Source organism: Rugosimonospora africana (assembly GCF_016862975.1).
Taxonomy (GTDB): domain Bacteria; phylum Actinomycetota; class Actinomycetes; order Mycobacteriales; family Micromonosporaceae; genus Rugosimonospora; species Rugosimonospora africana.
The window spans coordinates 27,234-47,755 of record NZ_BONZ01000025.1 but is presented as its reverse complement, the minus strand read 5'-3'; the positions used below and the strand labels follow the sequence as shown (position 1 = coordinate 47,755).

The 20,522-nt window shown below is 72.5% G+C and carries 19 protein-coding genes; 10 read left to right on the top strand and 9 right to left on the bottom strand.

The genetic code is table 11. The annotated features are described in order from the left end of the window. Positions 1–8: 8 nt before the first annotated feature. From Raf01_RS13205 to Raf01_RS13195, 3 genes are read right to left on the bottom strand one after another with little or no spacing between them, the layout of a single operon-like run. Positions 9–1,571: an FtsX-like permease family protein gene (locus Raf01_RS13205; RefSeq protein WP_203918131.1), complete on the bottom strand. Its 1,563-nt coding sequence runs from the start codon at positions 1,569–1,571 to the stop codon at positions 9–11. Continuing rightward, positions 1,568–2,266, bottom strand: coding sequence for an ABC transporter ATP-binding protein (locus Raf01_RS13200; protein ID WP_203918130.1), 699 nt, complete (start codon positions 2,264–2,266; stop codon positions 1,568–1,570). The genes Raf01_RS13205 and Raf01_RS13200 overlap by 4 nt, the downstream gene beginning before the upstream one ends. Next, a complete protein-coding gene (locus Raf01_RS13195; protein ID WP_203918159.1) occupies positions 2,263–2,799 on the bottom strand; it encodes a PadR family transcriptional regulator in 537 nt (178 codons plus the stop codon). The genes Raf01_RS13200 and Raf01_RS13195 overlap by 4 nt, the downstream gene beginning before the upstream one ends. 82 nt (positions 2,800–2,881) lie before the next feature. Between Raf01_RS13195 and Raf01_RS13190 the strand changes: the two genes are divergently transcribed. The 3 genes from Raf01_RS13190 to Raf01_RS13180 all read left to right on the top strand — a co-directional run bounded on the left by Raf01_RS13190 (position 2,882) and on the right by Raf01_RS13180 (position 4,988). Further along, positions 2,882–3,325, top strand: a complete 444-nt coding sequence (locus tag Raf01_RS13190) for a hypothetical protein (protein ID WP_203918129.1) — start codon at positions 2,882–2,884, stop codon at positions 3,323–3,325. Next, entirely contained in the window at positions 3,322–4,365 is a 1,044-nt protein-coding gene (locus Raf01_RS13185; protein WP_203918128.1) for a phosphotransferase family protein, read from the top strand. Before Raf01_RS13190 ends, Raf01_RS13185 begins: the two co-directional genes overlap by 4 nt. A 122-nt stretch (positions 4,366–4,487) precedes the next feature. Further along, positions 4,488–4,988 carry a flavin reductase family protein gene (locus Raf01_RS13180; protein WP_203918127.1) on the top strand — a complete coding sequence of 167 codons (501 nt, stop codon included), beginning with the start codon at positions 4,488–4,490 and terminating at the stop codon, positions 4,986–4,988. Between the two features lie 12 nt (positions 4,989–5,000). Here Raf01_RS13180 and Raf01_RS13175 read toward each other — a convergent pair whose 3' ends face one another. Both Raf01_RS13175 and Raf01_RS13170 read right to left on the bottom strand, forming a co-directional pair. Beyond that, positions 5,001–5,423: a YkvA family protein gene (locus Raf01_RS13175; RefSeq protein WP_203918126.1), complete on the bottom strand. Its 423-nt coding sequence runs from the start codon at positions 5,421–5,423 to the stop codon at positions 5,001–5,003. A 41-nt stretch (positions 5,424–5,464) separates the two neighbouring features. After that, positions 5,465–6,166 carry a nucleotidyltransferase domain-containing protein gene (locus tag Raf01_RS13170; RefSeq protein ID WP_203918125.1) on the bottom strand — a complete coding sequence of 234 codons (702 nt, stop codon included), beginning with the start codon at positions 6,164–6,166 and terminating at the stop codon, positions 5,465–5,467. Between the two features lie 177 nt (positions 6,167–6,343). On the opposite strand from Raf01_RS13170, the gene ligD reads away from it, so the two are divergent. Continuing rightward, positions 6,344–7,366, top strand: coding sequence for a non-homologous end-joining DNA ligase (ligD, locus tag Raf01_RS13165; RefSeq protein WP_203918124.1), 1,023 nt, complete (start codon positions 6,344–6,346; stop codon positions 7,364–7,366). Between the two features lie 27 nt (positions 7,367–7,393). Here the strand turns inward: ligD and Raf01_RS13160 are convergent, their stop codons facing one another. Further along, the gene (locus tag Raf01_RS13160; RefSeq protein ID WP_203918123.1) at positions 7,394–8,623 is read right to left on the bottom strand and encodes an epoxide hydrolase family protein; all 1,230 of its coding nucleotides are present in this window, start codon (positions 8,621–8,623) and stop codon (positions 7,394–7,396) included. 205 nt (positions 8,624–8,828) lie between these two features. Between Raf01_RS13160 and Raf01_RS13155 the strand changes: the two genes are divergently transcribed. Then, positions 8,829–9,569, top strand: coding sequence for an ABC transporter ATP-binding protein (locus tag Raf01_RS13155; protein WP_203918122.1), 741 nt, complete (start codon positions 8,829–8,831; stop codon positions 9,567–9,569). Further along, a complete protein-coding gene (locus Raf01_RS13150; protein ID WP_203918121.1) occupies positions 9,566–12,064 on the top strand; it encodes an FtsX-like permease family protein in 2,499 nt (832 codons plus the stop codon). Before Raf01_RS13155 ends, Raf01_RS13150 begins: the two co-directional genes overlap by 4 nt. 184 nt (positions 12,065–12,248) lie before the next feature. Here the strand turns inward: Raf01_RS13150 and Raf01_RS13145 are convergent, their stop codons facing one another. Next, the gene (locus Raf01_RS13145; RefSeq protein ID WP_203918120.1) at positions 12,249–13,292 is read right to left on the bottom strand and encodes an NAD(P)-dependent oxidoreductase; all 1,044 of its coding nucleotides are present in this window, start codon (positions 13,290–13,292) and stop codon (positions 12,249–12,251) included. Positions 13,293–13,486: 194 nt separating this feature from the next. Between Raf01_RS13145 and Raf01_RS13140 the strand changes: the two genes are divergently transcribed. After that, positions 13,487–14,287: an alpha/beta hydrolase gene (locus tag Raf01_RS13140; RefSeq protein ID WP_203918119.1), complete on the top strand. Its 801-nt coding sequence runs from the start codon at positions 13,487–13,489 to the stop codon at positions 14,285–14,287. Between the two features lie 200 nt (positions 14,288–14,487). Here the strand turns inward: Raf01_RS13140 and Raf01_RS13135 are convergent, their stop codons facing one another. Continuing rightward, positions 14,488–15,408 (bottom strand): TetR/AcrR family transcriptional regulator, encoded by a 921-nt coding sequence (locus Raf01_RS13135; RefSeq protein WP_203918118.1) that lies wholly within the window; start codon positions 15,406–15,408, stop codon positions 14,488–14,490. Positions 15,409–15,486: 78 nt separating this feature from the next. Here Raf01_RS13135 and Raf01_RS13130 point away from each other — a divergent pair, with 78 nt between their 5' ends. The 3 genes from Raf01_RS13130 to Raf01_RS13120 all read left to right on the top strand — a co-directional run bounded on the left by Raf01_RS13130 (position 15,487) and on the right by Raf01_RS13120 (position 19,364). Continuing rightward, the gene (locus Raf01_RS13130) at positions 15,487–16,377 is read left to right on the top strand and encodes an alpha/beta fold hydrolase (protein WP_203918117.1); all 891 of its coding nucleotides are present in this window, start codon (positions 15,487–15,489) and stop codon (positions 16,375–16,377) included. 538 nt (positions 16,378–16,915) lie between these two features. Beyond that, positions 16,916–17,200 (top strand): iron-sulfur cluster assembly accessory protein, encoded by a 285-nt coding sequence (locus tag Raf01_RS13125; RefSeq protein ID WP_203918116.1) that lies wholly within the window; start codon positions 16,916–16,918, stop codon positions 17,198–17,200. A 280-nt stretch (positions 17,201–17,480) separates the two neighbouring features. Beyond that, positions 17,481–19,364, top strand: a complete 1,884-nt coding sequence (locus tag Raf01_RS13120; protein ID WP_203918115.1) for an NAD-binding protein — start codon at positions 17,481–17,483, stop codon at positions 19,362–19,364. Here Raf01_RS13120 and Raf01_RS13115 read toward each other — a convergent pair. After that, on the bottom strand, positions 19,361–20,506 hold the full coding sequence (locus tag Raf01_RS13115; protein WP_203918114.1) for a MalY/PatB family protein: 1,146 nt from the start codon (positions 20,504–20,506) through the stop codon (positions 19,361–19,363). The two genes, Raf01_RS13120 and Raf01_RS13115, sit on opposite strands and share 4 nt — an antisense overlap. Between the last annotated feature and the right edge of the window lie 16 nt (positions 20,507–20,522).

Here is a 20,522-nt window from a genome sequence, read left to right as displayed (position 1 = left end):
GGCACTCCTCAGGTGGTACGCAGCTCCTCCGGCGCCGTACTCGATCGCAGGAAGACCAGGCCCAGGCCGGCGGTGACCATCGCGGAGCCCAGCCCCCAGACGCCGATCGTGCCCAGGTCGCGCCAGGGCACGGGTACCCGCATCGCGACGGTCGGCACCCGCACGACGGTCGCGCCCTGGCTCTCCGGGTCGGCGGACTCGCACGCGTGCGGGTTCTCGGGTGGCGCGCTGCAGCTATAGGTCGATCCCCCTTCCCTCACGGTCGGCTGCGCGTAGCCGATGCTCAGCGCCACCCCGGTCGCGATCGCGACGGCGATCGCCGGCACCGCGACCACCATGGTCTGCCACACGATCGCGCGGCTGAGCACGCCGCGGGGCACCCCGCTCGCGGTGAGGCTTGCCAGGGACCGGCGGCGCTCGACGACGGAGTTCGCCACGGCCACCGCCAGCCCGGCCGCCGCGATCAACGCGGCGACCAGCGCGCCGTAGCCGGCCAGGTGCACCGCGCGCTCGTAGAACGGGTCCGGCTGGTAGGCGCTGTCCGGCTCGTGGAAGGCCAGGTGCTGCAGGTGGTCGTTGAGTACTTCGTCGCGCGCCTGGGTCCGATACCACGAGGCGATCCAGGCCGTGCCGGCGGCCAGCAGTACGGCGGCCAGCAACGCCGCCAGCGCGCGGCTGCCCTGCCAGGGGTCGGCCTGCAAGCGCCGCGCCGCGATCAGCCCGGCCGGGCGGCGGGCATACCGGGCCAGCAGCCGGCCGACCGTGTACGAGATCCAGCCGGCCCCGGTCACCACGCCGATGGTCGCGGACAGCCCACCGAGGAACACCACCAGGGGCAGCACCCAGAACGGCAGCGCGATCTCGTGCCGGCCGGCGTACCGCTCGGCCGGGGCGATCAGCGCGAACAGCACGACGCCGAAGACGATCAGCAGCCCGGGCAGGGGCCGGGGCGACTCGGTGCGCACCCGGCGCACCACGCCCAGCGGGGTGACCACGACCCGGTGCAGCAGGCCCGCGGTGACCAGTGCGGACAGCACCGGCAGCCCGATCACGAGCGCCGCGATCACGCGCCAGTCCGGCAGCACGTCGGTGGGCAGCGGCCGCAGCCCCCGCGCGTTCGGCGCGTCGATCAGCCGGCGGCCGGCCAGGTAGACCAGCAGGCCCACGACGGTACCCAGTGCCATCGCCACCCCCGACTCGGCCGCGGCGACCACGAGGCCCTGGCGCGGCGTGGCCCCGGCCAGCCGGATGGCGGCCAGCCGCCGGTCCCGGGCCGGCGCGCCGAGCCGGGCGCACTGGCCGACGAACAGCAGCGCCGGGATGGTCAGGACGACCAGGGCGAACGCGAGCCCCGGCCGCAGCCCCGACTCGCGCAACAGCGCGTTGGTGTACGGCGCGTACGCCACGACTTCGGGCGACACCGTCTGGTGAGGGTTCGGAATGGACAGCACTGTGGCCGCGGACAGCAGGGCGAGCGTGGCGAGTACGGCACCGAACGCGGTCAGCAGGATGCGCGTGACGTCGGTGCGGGTACCCGTCACAGCCAGCCGCAGCACCGTCCCCGGCCTCATCCGGCCACTCCCGCACCCGCGAGTCCGAGCCCGGACGGGTCGAGCATCCCGTCGCGCAGCACGACTTCCCGGTCGGCGTACCCGGCCACCCGCGCGTCGTGCGTGATCAGCACGACCGTGGTCCGCTGCTCGCGGGCGACCCGGACCAGGTGGCCGAGCACCTGTTCGCCCGCGAGGGTGTCCAGCGCCCCGGTGGGCTCGTCGGCGAACAGCACCCGCGGCTCGGTGACGAGAGCCCGGGCCAGCGCGGCGCGCTGCTGCTCGCCACCGGACATCTCCCCCGGCCGGACGTCGGCGAGGTGCGCGATGCCCAGCCGTTCCAGCCAGCTCATCGCGGCCGTGCGCGCCTCGCGGCGGCGCACTCCCTTCAGCAGCAGCGGCAGCGCGATGTTCTCCGCCGCCGGCATCTCCGCGACCAACTGCCCGAACTGGAACAGCACCCCGAAGTCGCCGCGGCGCAGCCGGGTCCGCGCGGCCTCGGACCAGCCGTCGATGCGCTGGTCGCGGTATCCGACCTCGCCGGCGTCGGGGCGCAGGATGCCGGCCAGGCAGAGCATCAGCGTGGACTTTCCGCAGCCGCTCGGCCCGGTCACCGCGATGATCTCCCCCTCGGCGACGCCGATCGTGACGCCGCGCAGCGCCTGGGTCTTGCCGTAGGACTTGACGATTCCCCGGCCGTAGACGATCTCGGTCACTGCCCGACCTCCCGGCGCAGGTCGGCGACGCGGGCCAGGGTGGTCTGCAACCACACCAGGTCGGCGTTGAGGTGGGCGATGGCGTAGTCGGCGGCGATCAGGTCGGCGAACCTGACGCCTGGCTCTGTCTTCAACCGCGTGTACTCCCTGAGTCGGTCCGTGTGCGCCCGGCGTTGGGCGGTGAGGTAGTCACGGGCGCGCTGCTCCCCCGCGGTGAGCAGCGCGACCGTCACCTTCGTCAGCAACGCGCTGGTGACGTGCGGCGAGGGCGCTTCGACCTCGTCGAGCCAGCCGTCCAGGGCCGCGCGTCCCCGGTCGGTGATGCCGAACGGGGTGCGCTCCGGCCCGCCGGCCTGGTCGTGCCCGGCCGACTCGACCAGCCCGTCCCGCTCCAGCCGCCCGAGGCTCGCGTAGACCTGCCCGAAGGCGGCCGGCTTGGCCTGGGGCATGCGCTGGTCGTGCGCGCGCTTGAGCTCGTACCCGTGCAACGGGCCGGCGCACAGCAGCCCGAGGATGACGTAGCCCATCGACATGGCGACACTATTCATTCGTTGAATAGTGCGTGTCAAGCCCGACCCGCGTGAGAGCCTGGATTCCTCTTCGAGGAGGACGATCATGGGCATGCGTACCTGGGGCAGGATCGCGACCGTACTGGCGGCCGTCGCGGTGGCGGCCGGCCTGTTCGTCGCGGGTCGGGCCTCGGTCGGCACCGGCGGCGTCCGGGACCACGCCTACCACCAGGGCTACACGGCCGGTGCGGCGACGGGTCACGCCGACGGGCTCCGGGAAGGACGGGCCATCCAGCTGACCCAGTCGCTGCCGTCCGATCGGCAGCAGGCGGTCCGGGACGCGTTCACCGCCGGGTACACGGCCGGCGAGAACGACGTGTTCGACGGGTACGACGGCGGGTGGGGGCTGTCCCAGCCGTACGTCGTCGTGCTGGTACCGGGAAGCGGTGGAGCCACGTACCGGATCGATTCCCGGGTCGAGCTGCAGCCCGGGAGGAGCTACTACCTCTGCCCGGGCTCGGCCGGACAGCTGTGCCAGGCGTCCCGGTGAGCGGGGCCAGCCCCACCCAGCGTCGACTCGCCCGGTCGGACGTCGCGCGGCTGGTCGCCGCGTCCTTCGGATCGGGCGTCGGGGTGGCCGAATGCGGCCCGATGGGCGGCGGCGGGTTCGCCGCCGTGTGGTGGGTGGACCTGGACGACGGCAGGCGCGCGGTGCTGAAGGTGGCGCCGCCGCCGGACGTACCTCTGCTGCGGTACGAGCAGGGGATGATCGCGGCCGAGGCGCGGTACTTCCGGCTGGTGGCCGCGCGGGCGCCCCGGGTACCGGTGCCGCCGGTGCTGCACTACGGCGCCGACCCTGCCGTGCTGGACGGCGACTGGCTGTTCACCGGGAGGCTGCCCGGGCGGTCGCTGCCGGACCTGTCCCGGCAGCGGCCGGACATCGACAGCGCACCAGTACGGGCCGCCTTCGGCGCGGCGCTGGCCGACGTGCACGCGGTGACCGGTGACCGGTTCGGGTACGACGACGGCCGCACCGGCGGGGCGACCTGGCGCGGCGCGTTCACCGCGATGCTCGACGACCTGCTCGCCGACGCCGCCGACTGGGCGGTGGAGCTGCCGGTCACACAAGCGCGCCTGCACGAGTTGGTGGGCCGGCACGCCGACATGCTCGACGCTGTGCACCGGCCGGCGCTGCTGCACTTCGACGGCTGGGACGGCAACGTGCTGGCCGAGCCCGGCGCCGACGGCGTGCTGCGGATGACCGGACTCGTGGACGGCGAGCGGTACCTGTTCGGGGATCCGGTGCTGGACCTGGTGTCGCCCGCGCTGTACCGGCGGATCGAGGACGAGCCCGAGCACCCGTTCCTGCGCGGGTACGCCGCCGCCACCCGGCCGCCGCTGGTGCTCCACGACGGTATTCGCCGCCGGCTGGCCCTCTACCGGCTGCACCTTTACCTGCTGATGACCGTCGAGATGCCCAGCCGGAGCATCACTCCACAGTCGAATCCTGGCCGGTACGAACGGTTGGCCTGCCTGCTCGAGGAGGAGCTGACCGGACTCGGCCGGCCAGCAGCCACCCGGGCGGTCTGACGGCAAACCGCGGCCTGACGGCAAACCATGGCGACGACCGTGCTGGACTATCCTTCAGCGCATTGCACGAGATCGTGGCGGAGTGGTGTGGACATGTTCAGAGTGTGTTCGGACGAACAACGATGAGCGACGCCACACCCGCCAGTGAATCGGACTTTCTGGCCGTCATGGCCGAGGTGTGCTCACCGGTCACGGTCGTGACGAGCATCGAGGACGGGCAGCCGCGCGGCTCGACGGTGAGTTCGTTCGCCTCGCTGTCGCTGCGGCCGCCGATGGTCGTGGTCGCTCTGGGTGAATCGAGCAAACTGCTGGCCGGGCTGCGCCGCACGCGGCGCTTCGGCGTGAACATCCTCGCGAGCGACCAGGACGGCGTGGCCCGGCGGTTCGCCGGCAGGGGCGGCGACAAGTTCCGCGACGTGTCGTGGACCGAGACGGACGGGCTGCCCCGGCTGCACGACGCCATCGGGTGGATCGTCTGCCGGGTGGACGCGTTCGTCGCGGGCGGCGATCACGTCCTGGTACCGGGGGTGGTCGAGCGCGCGGTTGCCGAGCCGGGGGCTCCGCTGGCGTACCACCGGCGGACGTACGGTACCCACTCGGAGTCCGTCCGCCCGGTGCGCTGAGCCTCGGGTCTCTCAGCTGTCGCCACTCGGGCTGCCGGCGCTCAGGCCGGTCAGGCGGCACAGTGCCGCGAAGCCGTCATCCGTTCCGGGCCAGTGCCGGCGTACCGCGCCGATGCCGGCCCGCCGCACCACCGCCCGCAGCACCGCCGCCGCGATGATGGCGTCGTCGGCGTACCCGAGGACCGGAATGAAGTCCGGAATCAGATCGATGGGTACGGCCAGGTACACCATCAGCAGGACCAACCGGATCCGCACGCCGCGCGGAAGGCTGGAGTCGCCGGCCAGCCGGCGCAGCAGCCGCAGCAGATCCGGCAGGATGCGCACCGCCTCGGCCAGCAGCGGCCCCTTCGGTCGCACCATGACCAGGCTCACGACCAGCGCCAGCCACGACACCAGGACGGCGGCCGCGACACCGGCCAGGACCTCGACCACCATCCAGCGTCACCCCGCCCGGGTTGCCTCGCGCGCGGTCCGGGTCACCGGGGCATGATGTCACACGGTTCGCGCAATTCAGCCCGGCGCACCCGGAGCAGCCACCGCTCGACGGTCGCCTCGTCGGGCTGGCCGGGCAGCGGCGACCGCACCGAGTCGAACCTCGCCTGCGCCGCCGCCAACACCGGCCTCGCCGCCTCCGGGTCGTCGGCCACCCGCGCTCCGAACTCCAGGTACCGCTCCGGATCCGCCAACCGGATCGGCAACTGCCCGGTCGAGTACAGCGCGAAACCCTGATCCAGCAGGCGAAGCAGGTGCCGCCCGTGCTTCGCCGACCGTTGGCGGGTCTCAGACGGGACCGGGCCGGCGCGCAGCAACCGGTGCAGTTGGCTGGTGGCGTACCCGAAGTACGCGTCCCGGACACGCGGGGCGCTGAGGAAGGCCGTACGGATGGCGATCAGCTCGTCGCCGAGTCCAGTGCGCACCTCGTACAGCTCGTCCGGCAGCCACATCAGCTCCGACACCGTCGGGTTGCCGGCCAGCGCGAGCGAAGCGAACTTGCCCACCTCGTGCAGCGTCAGGTCCGGCTTGCTGCGCACGACGGTGGCGGCTTTGCCGACGGGCGGATGCAGGCCGTGAAAATCCTCGGTAGGCGCGGCGAACACGCCCAGCCGGTCGACATCGGACGCGGGTCCGGCCAGCCCGTAGGCGGTCGACCCGACGATGCCGCGGAGGAGGATGGTCACCCCTGCGAGTGTGCCGGCCGCCCCGGCGCACGTCGCGTGAATTTCCTTCGCGGTCCCCGCTCCGGTTGACCGGGACATGTGGATGCGGCGAGGGTGGACGGAACCGGCCCGTCCTCCGGACCGGCGGACGGGTGAGCGTCCACAATGGGGCGGGCCAGCATGGCAAGGGAGGCGCGGATGAGCGACCGTGGCGGCGAGGAGCGGGACGGGGTTGCGCTGACCAACCTCGACCAGCCGCTGTTCGACGGCGCGGAGGCCACCAAGCGCGACCTGGTCGACTACCTGGACGCCGTCCGCGACCGCATCCTCCCCGCGCTGCGCGGCCGGCCACTGTCGGTCATCCGGGTGCTGCGCGGCCAGGCGCCGTTCATGCAGAAGAACGTCCCGAAATACACGCCGCCGTGGGTGGCGACGGTACCGATGTGGGCGGAGACCTCGCGGCGCGAGGTGTCGTACGCGTTGTGCGACGACCGCCGCACGTTGCTCTGGTTCGCCAACCAGCGGGCCGTCGAGTACCACCCGACGCTGGTGACCGCTGGCCACTGGGACCGCCCCACCCACCTCGTGCTCGACCTCGATCCCCCTGCGGAGGGCGGATTCACCCTCGCCGTGCGAGCGGCGCTGCTGGTCCGCGAGGTGCTGGGCGAGGTCGGCATGTCCGGTGTCGTGAAGACCAGCGGCGCCAAGGGCGTGCATGTGTTCGTACCGCTGGACGAGACGCCGACGATCGAGGAGGTGGCCGCGGCCACCCGGGCGATCGCGGTACGCGCCGAGCGGCTGGACCCGGCGCTCGCCACGACGGCGTTCATCCGCGAGGACCGGGGTGGCAAGGTGTTCCTCGACTCGACCCGGGCCGGCGGCGCGACCGTGGCGGCGGCGTACAGCCCGCGGGTACGGCCCGGTGCGCCGGTGTCCTTTCCGCTGCCCTGGGACGCGCTCGACGGCGCCGCTCCCGGCGACTTCACGCTGCGCACGGTGCCCCGGCTGATCGGCGACGGGGATCCCTGGGCGGAGTTGATGCCGCCGCCGCAACGGTTGGATCCCGGGCTGGTCGAACAGGGCCGTACGATCCCGATCGCGCGGGTACAGGCCATGCACGAGGGCAAGCGCCGCGCCCGCGCCCGGCGCGACAAGGACGGTGCGGCCCCGAATCACGGTGCGGCCCCGGATCCCGGGACCGCACCGGACGGCGAAGGCTGAGGCTGGGCTGGGCTGGGCTGAGGCTCCTCAGCGCAGTGACCGGAACGCCTCCCGCAGCTCGTTGCTGAACAGTCCCGGCTGTTCCCAGGCCGCGAAGTGGCCGCCCTTGTCGACCTGGTTGAAGTAGATGAGCTGACGGTATGCCTGTTCGGTCCAGCTCCGCGGGGCGCGGTACAGCTCGCTCGGGAACACGGTGACGCCCACCGGAACCGGGATGTCCGCCGTCTTCTGCGCCGTGGCGTTGAAGAAGTAGTTGTTGGGTTGCCAGTTGACGTTCTCCCAGTAGAGCTGCGCGGACGAGACGGCGCTGTTCGTCACCCAGTACAGCGTGATGTCGTCGAGGAGATCGTCCCGGGTGAGGTCGCCGGACTGTCCCGTCTCTATCACCCGCTCGAACGTCTCGGCCGGCTGGCCGTCCCCGTCGCCGTGGTCGAGCAGGAAGGCCGCCAGGCCGACGGGCGAGTCGGTGAGCCCGTAGCCCACGGTCTGCGGGCGGGTCTGCATGATGATGCCGTAGCCCGCCTGCTTCGCGAAGAACACGGTCAGGGTGTCGTACGCGGCCTTCTCGTCGTCGGACAGCTCGGCAGGGGCCGGGTCACCGGCGAGGATGGCCTTCATGATGTCCCCCGGCACCGTCGCCGGCATGTTGACGTGAATGCCCAGAAGTCCGGATGGCGCCTGGCGCCCGAACGCGTCGGTGACGAGCGCACCCCAGTCACCGCCCTGGGCCACATACCGCTCGTACCCCAGGCGTCCCATCAGCTCGGCCCAGGCGCTCGCGATCCGGTCCGGGTTCCAGCCCGTGGAGGTCGGCTTGCCGGAGAAGCCGTAGCCGGGCAACGAGGGGATGACGAGGTCGAACGCGTCTTCGGCCCGTCCCCCGTGCGCGGGCGGATCGGTGAGCGGGCCGATGACCTTCAGCATCTCCAGGATCGAGCCCGGCCAGCCGTGCGTGATGATCATCGGCATCGCGTTCGGGTGCGGGGAACGTACGTGGATGAAGTGGATGTCGAGGCCGTCGATGGTCGTCACGAACTGCGGCAGGGCGTTCAGTTTCGCCTCCGCCTTCCGCCAGTCGTAGTCCGTGCCCCAGTAGCGGGCGAGGTCCTGGATCCTGCTCAGCTGCACGCCCTGGGACTGATCCGGGACGGTCTCGGCGTCCGGCCACCGGGTCGCCGCCACACGTTGACGAAGATCGGCGAGGTCCGCTTCCGGAATCTCGACACGGAACGGGCGAACTGCGGTTGCCGACGACATAAGGGATCCTCACTGCTCGCGGCTGTCCTGCCGAGCCTAGCCACGGATGCGGAGGGTGGTGGCCGGAACGCCGAGGCTGCGGTGCCGGGAGAACACCGCCAACGACCGGTTTGGTGGTCACCTACCGATACTGGGGCTGGCCCTACCCTCAGGACGCCCGGCTGCGGGCGTGTGTTCACCCACCGCCGAACGGTTTCCTGAGGACATGGATGAAGAGGCAGTCGCGCTGCGATCGCTGGGCAAGGTGTACGGCACCGGCGCCGGCCGGGTGGTCGCACTCCACGAGGTGACGCTCGATTTCGTCACCGGTACGTTCACCGCCGTCATGGGGCCGTCCGGCTCCGGCAAGAGCACTCTCCTGCAGTGCGCGGCAGGGCTGGACCGGCCCACCGCCGGCGAGGTGTACCTGGCCGGACAGCCGCTGAGCCCGCTGTCCGAGACCAAGCTGACCCTGCTTCGCCGGGACACCGTCGGGTTCATCTTCCAGTCGTTCAACCTCCTGCCCGCGCTGACCGCGGAGCTGAACGTCGCGTTGCCGCTGCGGCTGGCCGGGCGGCGCCCGAGCCGCCGGGAGGTGCGCGACGTGCTGGCCGCGGTCGGGCTCGCGGACCGGGCCCGGCACCGTCCGGCGCAGCTGTCCGGCGGCCAGCAGCAACGGGTGGCCATCGCGCGGGCGCTGGTCAGCAAGCCCGCCGTGGTCTTCGCCGACGAGCCGACCGGCGCGCTGGACTCGGCCACCGGCCGCGACGTGCTGGCCCTGCTGCGTGGGCTGGCAACGGGTGGGCAGACCGTCATCATGGTGACGCACGACCCGGTCGCCGCCTCGTACGCCGACCGGGTGGTGTTCCTCGCCGACGGCGCGGTGGCGGACGAGTTGGCCGCCCCGACCGCGCGGTCGGTCGCCGACCGGATGACCACCCTCGAACTGGCCGGAGCCCGGTCATGATCGCGCTGGCCTGGCACACCGCCCGCGCCCGCAAGGCAAGCCTCGCCGGCAGCTTCATCGCGCTCGCCCTCGGCGTGGCGCTGCTGTCCGCGATGGCGCTGACGATCGCCAGTACGGCGGGGTCGCCGGACGCGCCGCGCTGGTACCCGAACGCCGACGTGGTGGTGGCCGGCGCCCAGACGATCCGCGTCGTCACCGGCTCCGGCGACGACCGGGAGACCTCGACCACGACCACCGGCGAGCCCGCCGCACTGCCCGCCGGCCTTTCCGACCGTCTGTCCACACTGGACGGTGTGCGGCAGGTCGTCGACTACGCCGGCTACGCACAGGCGCCAGGTGCGCCGGGCGACACCGCGCACCCGTGGTCCTCCGCCGCGCTGCACGGCTACGCCTGGCAGGCCGGCGGACCGCCGACCGACCCGGGACAGGTCGTGCTGAGCGCGCCGACCGCGCACCGCCCCGGCGACATGGTCGCGGTGCAGACCGTACTGGGGACGCGGGAACTGACCGTCAGCGGCGTCCTGCGCACCGACGCGCCGGCGGCGTTGTACGTCACCGATCCGCTGGCCGCCCAGCTGGCCGGCGGCCGGATCCGGGCGGTCGCGCTGCTGCGCGAGCCGGGTACCGGTACCACGGTCGCGACGATTGCCAAGCGGGCCCGCGCGATCACGGGCACCCAGGCACGGGTACTGACCGGGGACCGGCGCGCCGAGGCCGAACCCGACCCGGACCGCGACCTGTTCGCGGTCGCCGCGTCGCTGCTCGGTACCACCAGCGGGCTGGCCGGATTCGTGTCGGTCTTCGTGGTCGCCGGTACGTTCGCCTACGCGGTCGCCGCCCGGCGCCGGGAGTTCGGCCTGCTGCGTACGGCGGGTGCCACCCCGCGTCAGGTACGCCGGCTGGTCCTGTCCGAGGCGATGGTGGTCGGCGTGCTGGCCGGAGTCGCCGGCGACGCGCTCGGTACCGTACTCGCCCCGCCGTTCGCGCACTGGCTGGCCCGGTCCGGCTTCGCGCCGCGGGACTTCACCGCGCACGTCATCTTCTGGCCGCTCGCCGCCGCGTTCGGGGTCGGGTTGCTGGTCGCGCTCGCCGGTGCCGCGCTGGCCGCCCGGCGGGCCGGGCGGGTGCGCCCGGCCGAAGCCTTGCGCGAGGCGGCGATCGACCGGCACGCGATGACGCTGAGCCGGGCGCTGGTGGGGCTGGCCGCGCTCGGCGGCTCGGTACCGATGATGGTGGTGCTGACTCACACCCGCAGCGCGGACGGGGCCGCGCTGATCCTCGTCGTCGCGATGCTGCTGATCGTCGGGTTGGCGATGTTCGCCCCGCTGCTGATCCCGCCGCTGATCTGGCTGTTCACCGCGCCGCTGTCGGGGGCGCCGGGAGCCACCGCGATGCTGGCCCGGCGCAACGCGATCGCCGGCGTCCGGCGGACCGCCGCCACCGCGGCGCCGATCCTCGTCACGGTCGGTATCGCCGGCTCGTCGCTGGCCGGGTTCGCCACCCTGGCCGGTACCCAGAGCGACGCGGCGCACTCCCGGATCACCGCCTCCGCTGTGGTTCTGCCGGCCGGCGGGCAGGATGGCCTGTCCGACGCGACCGTCGCCGCGGTGCGCGCGGTGCCCGGCGTGACCGCCGCGGTACCGGCGCTCGACACGAGCGTGTACCTGCGCGACAGCGACGAAGCCGAAGACTACGACGCCCGGTACCTGCCGGGTCCGGAGCTTGCCGGCGTGCTCGACCTGCCGGTGAGCGCCGGCAACCTCGCCGACCTGACCGGTACCGACACGGTCGCGGTACCGGCCGGAAAGGGCCGGCTCGGTCAGACCGTCGCGCTCTGGCTGGACGACTCGGTACGCGTCCGGTTGCGCGTCGTCGCGGTGCTGGCCAACCAGATCGACCTCGCCGACACCGTCCTGTTGCCGTGGGCCCTGCGCGACGGGCACACCGCCCGACCGCTGGCCGACACTGTCTACCTTGGACTGTCGGGCACCGCCGACCGCGCGGCGGTCGCCCGGGCCGCGGCGACCGGTGGCGGCGCACTGCTGTCCACCGCCGACTACCTGTCCACTGTGGACGACGAGCAGAACAGCGTCAACAACGCGGCGATGACCGCGGTGCTCGGCCTGGCCCTGATCTACACGATCATCTCGATCGCCAACACCCTCGTCATGGCGACCGGCGAACGGGGCCGGGAACTGGCCGCACTGCGGCTGGCCGGCGCCACGCCCCGCCAGGTACGCCGGATGATCGGGCTGGAGTCGGTACTGGTGGCCGCGATCGGCATCCTGCTCGGCGGCGTGGTCACGGCGGTGACCCTGCTCGGCATGCACCGCGGGCTGGCGCCGGTGGCACCGGCCGTCCAGGTGGCCATCCCGTGGCGCACGGTCGGCGCGATCGCCGGCGTGTGCCTGCTCGTCGCCGTGCTGGCGAGCCTGATCCCTGCCGCGGTCGCGCTGCGCAGGCCGGCGGTCGACTCGGCGGCGGTGCGACAGTAGCCGTACCGCGCATCTGACGGCGCCTGACCCGGCCGAGGCGGGCCGCCGGTCCAGCGGCCCGGCCGGTGCGGCCGCCGGTCGAGCGGCTCGGCCGGTGCGGCCGCCGGTCGACCGTCCTGGCGCTGGCGCTGGCGCTGGCGCTGGCGCTCCGGGCTGGCCGGGCGGGCCGCGCGGGGCCGGGCGGTCAGGTGACCGGACGGTTCCGGTACCGCTCGACCAATTCGCGCGCCGCCACCTGCATCCGGGCGGGTGGCAACCCGGCGGCGATGAGGCTGAGGTCGTCGAGGACCATGTCGCCGATCTCGCGGAAGGCCGCCGGGATGCCTCCGGCCCGGTGCGCGGACAGCACCAGCCCCTCCATGGTGCGGGCCGGGTAGTCGGCCGGTACCGGCTCGTCGGGCCACACGTCGATGCCGGCCGTGAACCGGCCGGCGGCCACCCGCTCCAGCAGTGCCGGAAAGTCCACCACGGGCGCCCGGCTGATGACGATGAGCCGCCCGCCCGCCGGGATGCGGTCCAGTTGCGCGGGGCCGAGCAGGTGGCGACTCTGCTCGGTGACCGTGGCGAGGACGAAGAGGAACTGGCTGTGGCTCAGGGTCTCGTCCAGGCTGGCCGGGATGACCTCGTACCCGCGCAGCACCGAGTCGGGCAGCCACGGGTCGTACACCCGGATCGTCGGGTGGAACGGGGCGAGCAGCGGGTGCAGCGCCCGGCCGAGATTCCCGAACCCGACAAGGCCGACGTCGGCGTGGCGCAGCAGGACGGCGTCCACGTTGCCCGCCGCCACGTAGCGCTCGTTGCCGGCGCGGAAGGCCCGGTCCTCGCGGCTGATACCGCGGGCGAGGTCGAGCGCGAGGCCGAGAGCGTACTCGGCGACGGCCTGCGCGTACGCCGGCCCGCAGCCCAGCACATACACGCCTTGCTCGAAACAAGCCTGGTAGTCGACGTTGGGGTAGAAGTTGCCTTCCACGTTGAGCACGGCACGCAGCCGGGGGGCGTCGCGCAGCCGCTGCCGGGGCAGGTCGGGCTGCCCGACGATAGCGAACGCCCGGGGCAACCAGGCGTCCAACTCGGCCTCGTCGGTCGGCTCCACGACGGTGAACCGGTCGCGCAGCGCCGCCAGCGACTCGGCGGAGAAGATCCGGTCGTTCGGGTGCGGGGCGGCCCGCAGGATGACGACGGGCTTGCCGCCGTCCCCGTCCGGCTCCGGCTCGCGCGCCTGCTCCATCCCGTACTCCCCACCGTTCGGACGCGGGTTCGCGTCACCGCCGAAAGCGCCATTATGGCCGCCGGCCCGTCCACACTGTGGCGAGGTTATTGCGCTCCGCTTCGGGCACTGAGACAGTCGACACGCTGAAACGGCGTCATCACCGACCGCGACATGCCGACCTCGAATGCCCACTTCGACAGACGGGCCACATCATGACCGACAGCGGGATCCCAGTCGTCTTCATCCACGGTCTCTGGCTGCACGCCTCCTCGTGGGCACCGTGGTTGGAGCTGTTCCGCGAAAACGGGTACCAGCCCCTGGCACCGGGCTGGCCCGGCATACCGGACACGGTCGAACTCGCCCGCGCCGACCCGGAGAGCATCGCCGACAAGGGCATCGACGACGTCACCCGGCACTATGCCGCCGTCATCGACACGCTGCCCCGCAAGCCGATCATCATCGGGCACTCGTTCGGCGGCATGATCGCCGAGAAGCTCCTCGGCGAGAACGAAGGGGTCGCGGCTATCGCCATCGACGCGGCACAGATCAAGGGCGTGTTGCCGGTGCCGCTGTCGTCGCTGCGCGCCACGCTGCCGGTGTTCAAGAACCCGGCCAACCGGCACCGTGCGGTCTCGCTGACCGCCGAGGAGTTCCGGTACAGCTTCGGCAACGCGGTCAGCCCCGAGGAGTCCGACGAACTCCACCGGCAGTGGACGATCCCGGCACCCGGCAAGCCCCTGTTCGAGGCCGCGACGGCGAACTTCTCGCCGCACTCGCCGGCGGCCGTGCACACCGAAAACGAGGAGCGCGGGCCGCTGCTGCTGATCATGGGCGGGCAGGACCACACGGTACCGGAAGTCATCACGAAGTCGACGCTCAAGCAGTATCGCGGATCCAGCGCCGTGACCGACCTGGTCGAGTTCCCCGACCGGGGTCACTCGCTGACCGTCGACAGCGGCTGGCGCGCGGTCGCCGACGCCTGCCTGGACTGGCTCCGTAAGCAGAACCTCTGACCGGCCCAGCGGGTCCAGCCGCGGACCGGATACCGGACAGCGCACAACCTCATGCGTGGCTATGCTCACCGACCGTGGGCTTCGAGGTCGACGCGCTCGGGCCGGGTCTGGTCTGCTTCCGCGATCCGGACAATATCGCCTGGGAATTCTTCGAGCAGCCGTAGCACCGCGAGCTACCGTGCTGGCGCCGACCCGCCTGACTAGGGCCGGGCCCGCCGGGACGCCCGGAGCGTCGCGGCCTCGATGCCGTCCAGGAGCACCGCCAGGCCGGTCTCGATCATCGCCCGGGCCTCGCGCTCCAGGTATGGCACCGACGCGTCCTCGTCGCACCCCTCGTCTGGGCCGGTCCCGGACGCGGCCCGCTCGCGCAACCCGTCCTCCCCCAGCCCGCTCTCCCGCAGGCCCTTCTCCCCCGGCCCGTCCTCCCGCAGGCCCTCCTCCCGCAGGCCCTCCTCGCCGAGCCACGCCGACATCGGGAACCGCGCATTGAAGTCGGGGACGACCTGGTGCAGTTGCGCCGACCGAGCCGACCACCACTCCTCGTCGGAGACCCCGGTCGCGGTCGCGGCGAGCCGCGCCTCCGCGATCGTCTGCGCGGTGCCCCGCACGAAGTGGATGAGCACGCCGACGATCCGGCGCAGCGCGGTGGCGGGCAGGCCGGTTTCGCGCAGGATGCCCACCAGGTTTTCGACGACGCCCTGCTCGTGCGGGCCGAGCGCCGGGCGCGAGTGGGACACCTGGAGCGTCCATGGGTGCCGGAGGTAGAACGCCCCGAGGTCGGCCGCCCACCGGCCGATGCCGGCACGCCAGCCCTCGCCCGGCCCGTACCCGCCGGGCAGCTCGGCGTGCGCCCCGTCGTACATCAGGTCGAGCAGTTCCTCCTTGCCGGGCACGTACGTGTACAGCGCCATCGCGGTCCGGCCGAGCCGCTCGCCGACCGCCCGCATGGACAGCCCGGCGAGGCCGTCGCGGTCGGCGACCTCGATGGCCGCCCTCACGATCGCGTCGAGGCTCAGCGCGGGTTTGGGTCCCGGCCCGGTGCGCGCCGGCCCGGTTGACGGCGGGCGCCACAGCATCGCCATCGACCAGGCCGGGTCGCCCTGTCCCGCGAAGACGCCCACGAGCTATCTCCTTACGGCCTAAGCTATTGTGTCCTTAATACTTTACCCCATAAAGGGATGCCCCGAGCGAGGTGCGAGATGCCCCAGGCACAGCTACATGACGGGTCGCTGGTCGACGTGGCGATCCAGGGCGATGGGCCGACCGTGCTCATCCCGGTCAATCCCCGCCCGGTGGAGGGCCCGCAGGCCGACGAGATGCGGAAGTGGGGCGCCGACCCCGCCCTCGGACGGTCCCTCATCGACGGGCTGAGCGACGCGTTCCGGGTGGTCGCCGTCGACTACGAGGGGCACGTGCTGGCCGCTCCGAAGCCGGACACGCTGACCCCCGACACCGTCGTGAGCGACCTGCTCGCGGTCGCCGATGCCGCCGGTGCGGACCGGTTCGCCTACTACGGGTACTCCTGGCTGGCGCTGGCCGGGCTCCAGCTGGCGATCCGCACCGACCGGCTGTCCGGGCTGGCCATGGGCGGCTTCCCGCCTCTCGGCGGGCCGTACGCCGAGATGTTGCGGGTCACCACCGCGACGCACGGGATGGCGATGTCCGCCCCGGACCCGGCAACTCCGACCGCGACCGCGTCCGCCTCGGCCGCAACCCAGTCCGCGACCCAGCCCGCGGCCGGCGACGACCCGGACTGGTCGTCGGTCGAGGTCACCCTGTCACCGGCGCAGACCGGCCAGTTCGTCACGCTGTACCGGGCGCTGCAGGGCTTCGACGACCGCGCCGCACAGTCACGGGTCGCCTGTCCGCGGCTGTGCTTCGCCGGTACCGCCGACGACATCGACTACGGCGAGCGATGGGGAGGCGTCCAGGTGTCCATGGCCCAACCGCTCATCCGGCACCGCGCGGAGTTGGAGGCGGCGGGGTGGACGGTCGCGCTGCTCGACGGGCTCGACCACACCGGGGCCATGCAGGCCGCGAACGTCCTCTCCCTGTTGCGTCCCTGGCTGGACGCGGCCGTGACCGCCTGACCCCGGCTTTCCGCTGATGGCGCCGGGTCGGGGGAGGTCTCTCCGGCATGCTTTGCTCTGCTTACTCATACGCGACACAAACGGCGTTCGAGTGTTGCGTCCAGGTAAGCAGAGCAAAGGACACGGCAACGACAACCGCGCCGGAAGCCACGAGCCGGCAGCCGAAAGCCGAAAGTCGCGAGCCGGAAGCGGCGCCGGACAGCGCGGCGGCGCCAGGATCAGGCGCCACCCGCACGGGTGACGGGCCGGTTCATCGGTGCGACAAATTCCACAGTTCACCCCGGCTCGATTTGACGCATGCGGTGATCGGGTGAAACGTGGGGTGCCTGACGGCCGTCCGAAGCAGCCCGCCAGCCGGAAAGGATCCTGTCGTATCGCAGATGAACCCGGCGCCGTCACCGTCTAGGTGACCCGCCGCGCTGTCGCCGGCTCATGAGGTAGTTGCCACCTCACGAGCCCATCTCACGAGCCCGTGGCGACACAGAGCCCGTGGCGACGCAGAGAGTGTCATCGAATACGAGTCAGAAGGAGTTCCACCATGCTCATGTTGACCGATCCCGCCGTGACCGCCGTACGGAACCTGACCCACCAGCCGAACGCGCCCGAAGGCGCCGGGCTGCGCATCGCGACGGACCCGACGCGCGGCGCTCTCACGCTGACCGTCACCCCGGCCCCATGGACCGGAGACGCGGTCATCGACACCGAAGGCGCTCGCCTGTTCCTTGACGCCGAGGCGGCCACGATGCTCGACGACAAGGCCCTCGACGTAGCCACCGACGCCGAGGGACGGATGGAGTTCAGGGTCGGCGAACAGCCGGTCTGACCGACCGGACGCCGTGACGTCCCGCGCCAGCCGGCTGGATCAGCCACCGGCCGGCGCGGGACGCCGGGCAAGAAGGCCAGCCGGCGAAACATAGCGCCAGCCGGCGAAACGTAGCGAAGGCTGGCGAACGTAAAGACGGCTGGCGAACGTAAACCGGTGTTGGGTTCCTGTACTCACCGCGTTCGATCGCTTCCGCTATGGTGCCGCCGTGGTCGACCGCGCGCCGGAGCCGTCGCAAACGCCGAACCCACCGCCCGCAGCGCAAGAGCCCGCGCCGCAAATGCAACAGCCCGCGCGGCAAAAGCGCTCGCGACTGTCACCAGCGGCGTGGCTGCCGGGCAGGTCCGGTTCCTCGCCGCCACCCGGCGTCGAGGCGGACACCGCCCGGCACCGCTTCGTCGTGTGTGGCGACAACGCGTTGGCGCTGCGCCTCGTCGACGAGCTGACGGTGCGGCACGGTGCCGAGGTGATCGTCATCCTCCCGTCGCGCGCGCAGTCGCAGGGTCCGAACCTGGCCGCGGTGCCGGGCGTGCGGATCGTCGAGGCGTCCCGGCTGACCGCGGCAGCTTTCACCGAGGCCGGGCTGGCCGAGGCCACCGCCCTCGCGCTGGTGTCGCAGGACGACGCCGGCAATGTCGACGCCGCCCTGCTGGCCGAGGAGATCAGGCCGGGGTTGCGCATCGTGCTCCGGATGTTCAACCAGAGCCTGGCCACCGGCGTACGGGCGCTGTTGAGCGACTGCGCCGTGCTGTCCGAGTCGGCGATCGCCGCACCCGGGTTCGTCGCGGCGGCGTTGGGCGAGGGTACGCCGACCCACCTCCGGGTGGCGGGCCGCACCCTGGTCGTCACCCGGCGCGGCGAGGTACCCGCGGAGGACGTGGTGCGCGGGCTCGCGATCACCGCACCGACGGGGAACGACGGCACCGCGGAGGCGGACGAGCCCGAACTGCTTCCCGAGGACGACAGCACCGCCGACCTGGTGCTCGCCGACGTGCCGGTGGCTGCCCCGGTGCACCGGAGGCGCCGCCGGCATCCGCTGTACACGATGTCGGTCTTCGTCGGCCGGCGGCTGCGGGTCGTGCTCGCCGTGGTGTTGACCCTGCTGGTGGTCGGCGCGGTGCTGTTCCGGCAGATCGACAATCTGAGCTGGCCGGAAGCGTTCTACGTGACGATCCTGACCTCACTGGGCAGCGCGGACCCGGACACCAGCCTGTCCTGGGCGGAGCAGTTCGTCCAGACCGTACTCGCGGTGCTCAGCGTCGCGCTGATCCCGGTCCTGACCGCGGCGGTCGTCGAGGGCGCGGTGCGCGCGCGGTTGGCGATGGCCTCCGGCGGCCCGGTCGAACCCATGCGCGACCACCTGGTGGTGGTCGGACTGGGCAACATCGGGACCCGGGTGATCACCGCGCTGCATGAGCTGGGACTCGACGTGGTCGCGGTGGACCACCGGGAACAGGCCCGCGGTATCCAGGTCGCGCGGGACCTCGGCATCCCGGTCATCGTCGGCGACGCGACGCAGGAGGGGGTGCTGCGCGCGGCGTGGGTACAGACCAGCCGCGCGCTGGTCGTGCTGACCACCGACGACGTCCGCAACCTGGAAGCCGCGCTGCTCGGCCGGGCCATCGCGGGGCAACTCCGGGTGGTACTGCGGCTGTTCGACGGCGACTTCGCGACCCGGATCGAGCGGGCCTTCGGCCTGGCCACCTCGCGCAGCGTGTCCTACCTGGCCGCGCCGACGTTCGCGGCGGCGATGATGGGCCGGGCGGTGCTGGACACGATCCCGGTACGCCGCCGGGTGCTGCTCGTCGCCGAGCTGCCGGTCGGCGCGGATTCGCCGCTGGAGGGCCGGCTGGCCTCGGAGGTGAACCGGCCGCACGAGACCCGGCTACTCGCCCTGCGTACCGGGCGCGGTGCCCAGACGCTGTGGTCGCCGCATCAGGGGCGGCAGCTGGTACGCACCGACCGGGTCATCGTGGTCTGCACCCGTACCGGCCTGGGACGGCTGGTGGCCCGGTGCAGCCCGGCGCCGGAGTCCGCGACGCGGGGCGGGGTGACCGCCCTGAACCTGGACGAGTTCCCGCCGACGCACGCGTTCCGGATGCCGGGCCAGCCGCCGGATCCCGCCTCGAACCCGAACCCCGAACCCGAACCGGAGGATTCCTAGCGCAGCGCCGCCGCCATCCGGGCGACCGCCTCGGTCAGCGTCTCGGGGGACGTGGCGAGGTTCAGCCGGACGTGGCCCGCGCCGCCGGTACCGAACTCGGAACCGGAGTTGAGCGCGACCCGGCCGCGGTCGAGGAACACCGCGGCCGGGTCGGCCCGCAGGTCGAGTGCGCGGCAGTCCAGCCACGCCAGGTAGGTGCCCTGCGGGGGCCGGTACCCGATCGCCGGCAGGTGTTCGGCGAGCAGACCGCCCAGCAGGCGCCGATTGTCGTCCAACCCGGCCAGCAACTCGTCGAGCCAGTCCGTGCCGTGCCGTAGGGCCGCGCAGTGGGCGATGACGCCCAGGTGGCTGGGACCGTGGCTGACCTCCTCGGGCATCCTGGCCAGATCCTTACCGGCGTCGGCACCGGCCACCGCGACGGCTGCCTTCAGGCCGGCCAGGTTCCACGCCTTCGAGGCCGACAGCAAGGCGAACGCGTCGCCGGTGCCGGGCAGCGACAGGTACGGCAGGTGCGTGGCGCCCGGGTACACGAGCGGGGCGTGAATCTCGTCGGCGACGACCCGTACCCGGTGCCGGGCCGCAAGCTCGGCGACGGTGGCCAACTCCTCGCGGGTGTGCACCGTGCCGGTGGGATTGTGTGGGCTGCACAGCAGGAAGGCCGCGGCACGACCACCGGCGGTGGCGTCGGCGAACGCGGCGGCGAGCACGTCCGGGTCGATGCGGTGCTCGGCGTCGAGCGGCGCCTCGACGACCCGCCGGTCCAGGTGCTCGACGAACTGGTAGAACGGCGGGTAGACCGGCGAGTTCACGACGACCGCGTCGCCGGGCCCGGTGACCAGCTTCAGCACCTCGACGATGCCCAGCATCACGTCCGGCACGATGGCCGTGTGTCCAATGTCGACAGTCCAGCCCCAGCGGTCGGCGGCGAAGCCGGCGAGCGCCTCGGCGTAGACCGTGCCCGCCGGGTAGCCGGTGTCGCCCAGCGCGACGGCGTCGGTCAACGCGCGGGCGACCGGCTCGGCGAGGGGTACGTCCATCTCGGCCACCCACAGCGGCAGCACGTCCGGCGGGAACCGCCGCCACTTCATGCTCGTCCGGCGGCGGAGGTCAGGCAGTGACAGCACGCGCAGCGGATTCGTCATACCCGCACGGTACCGA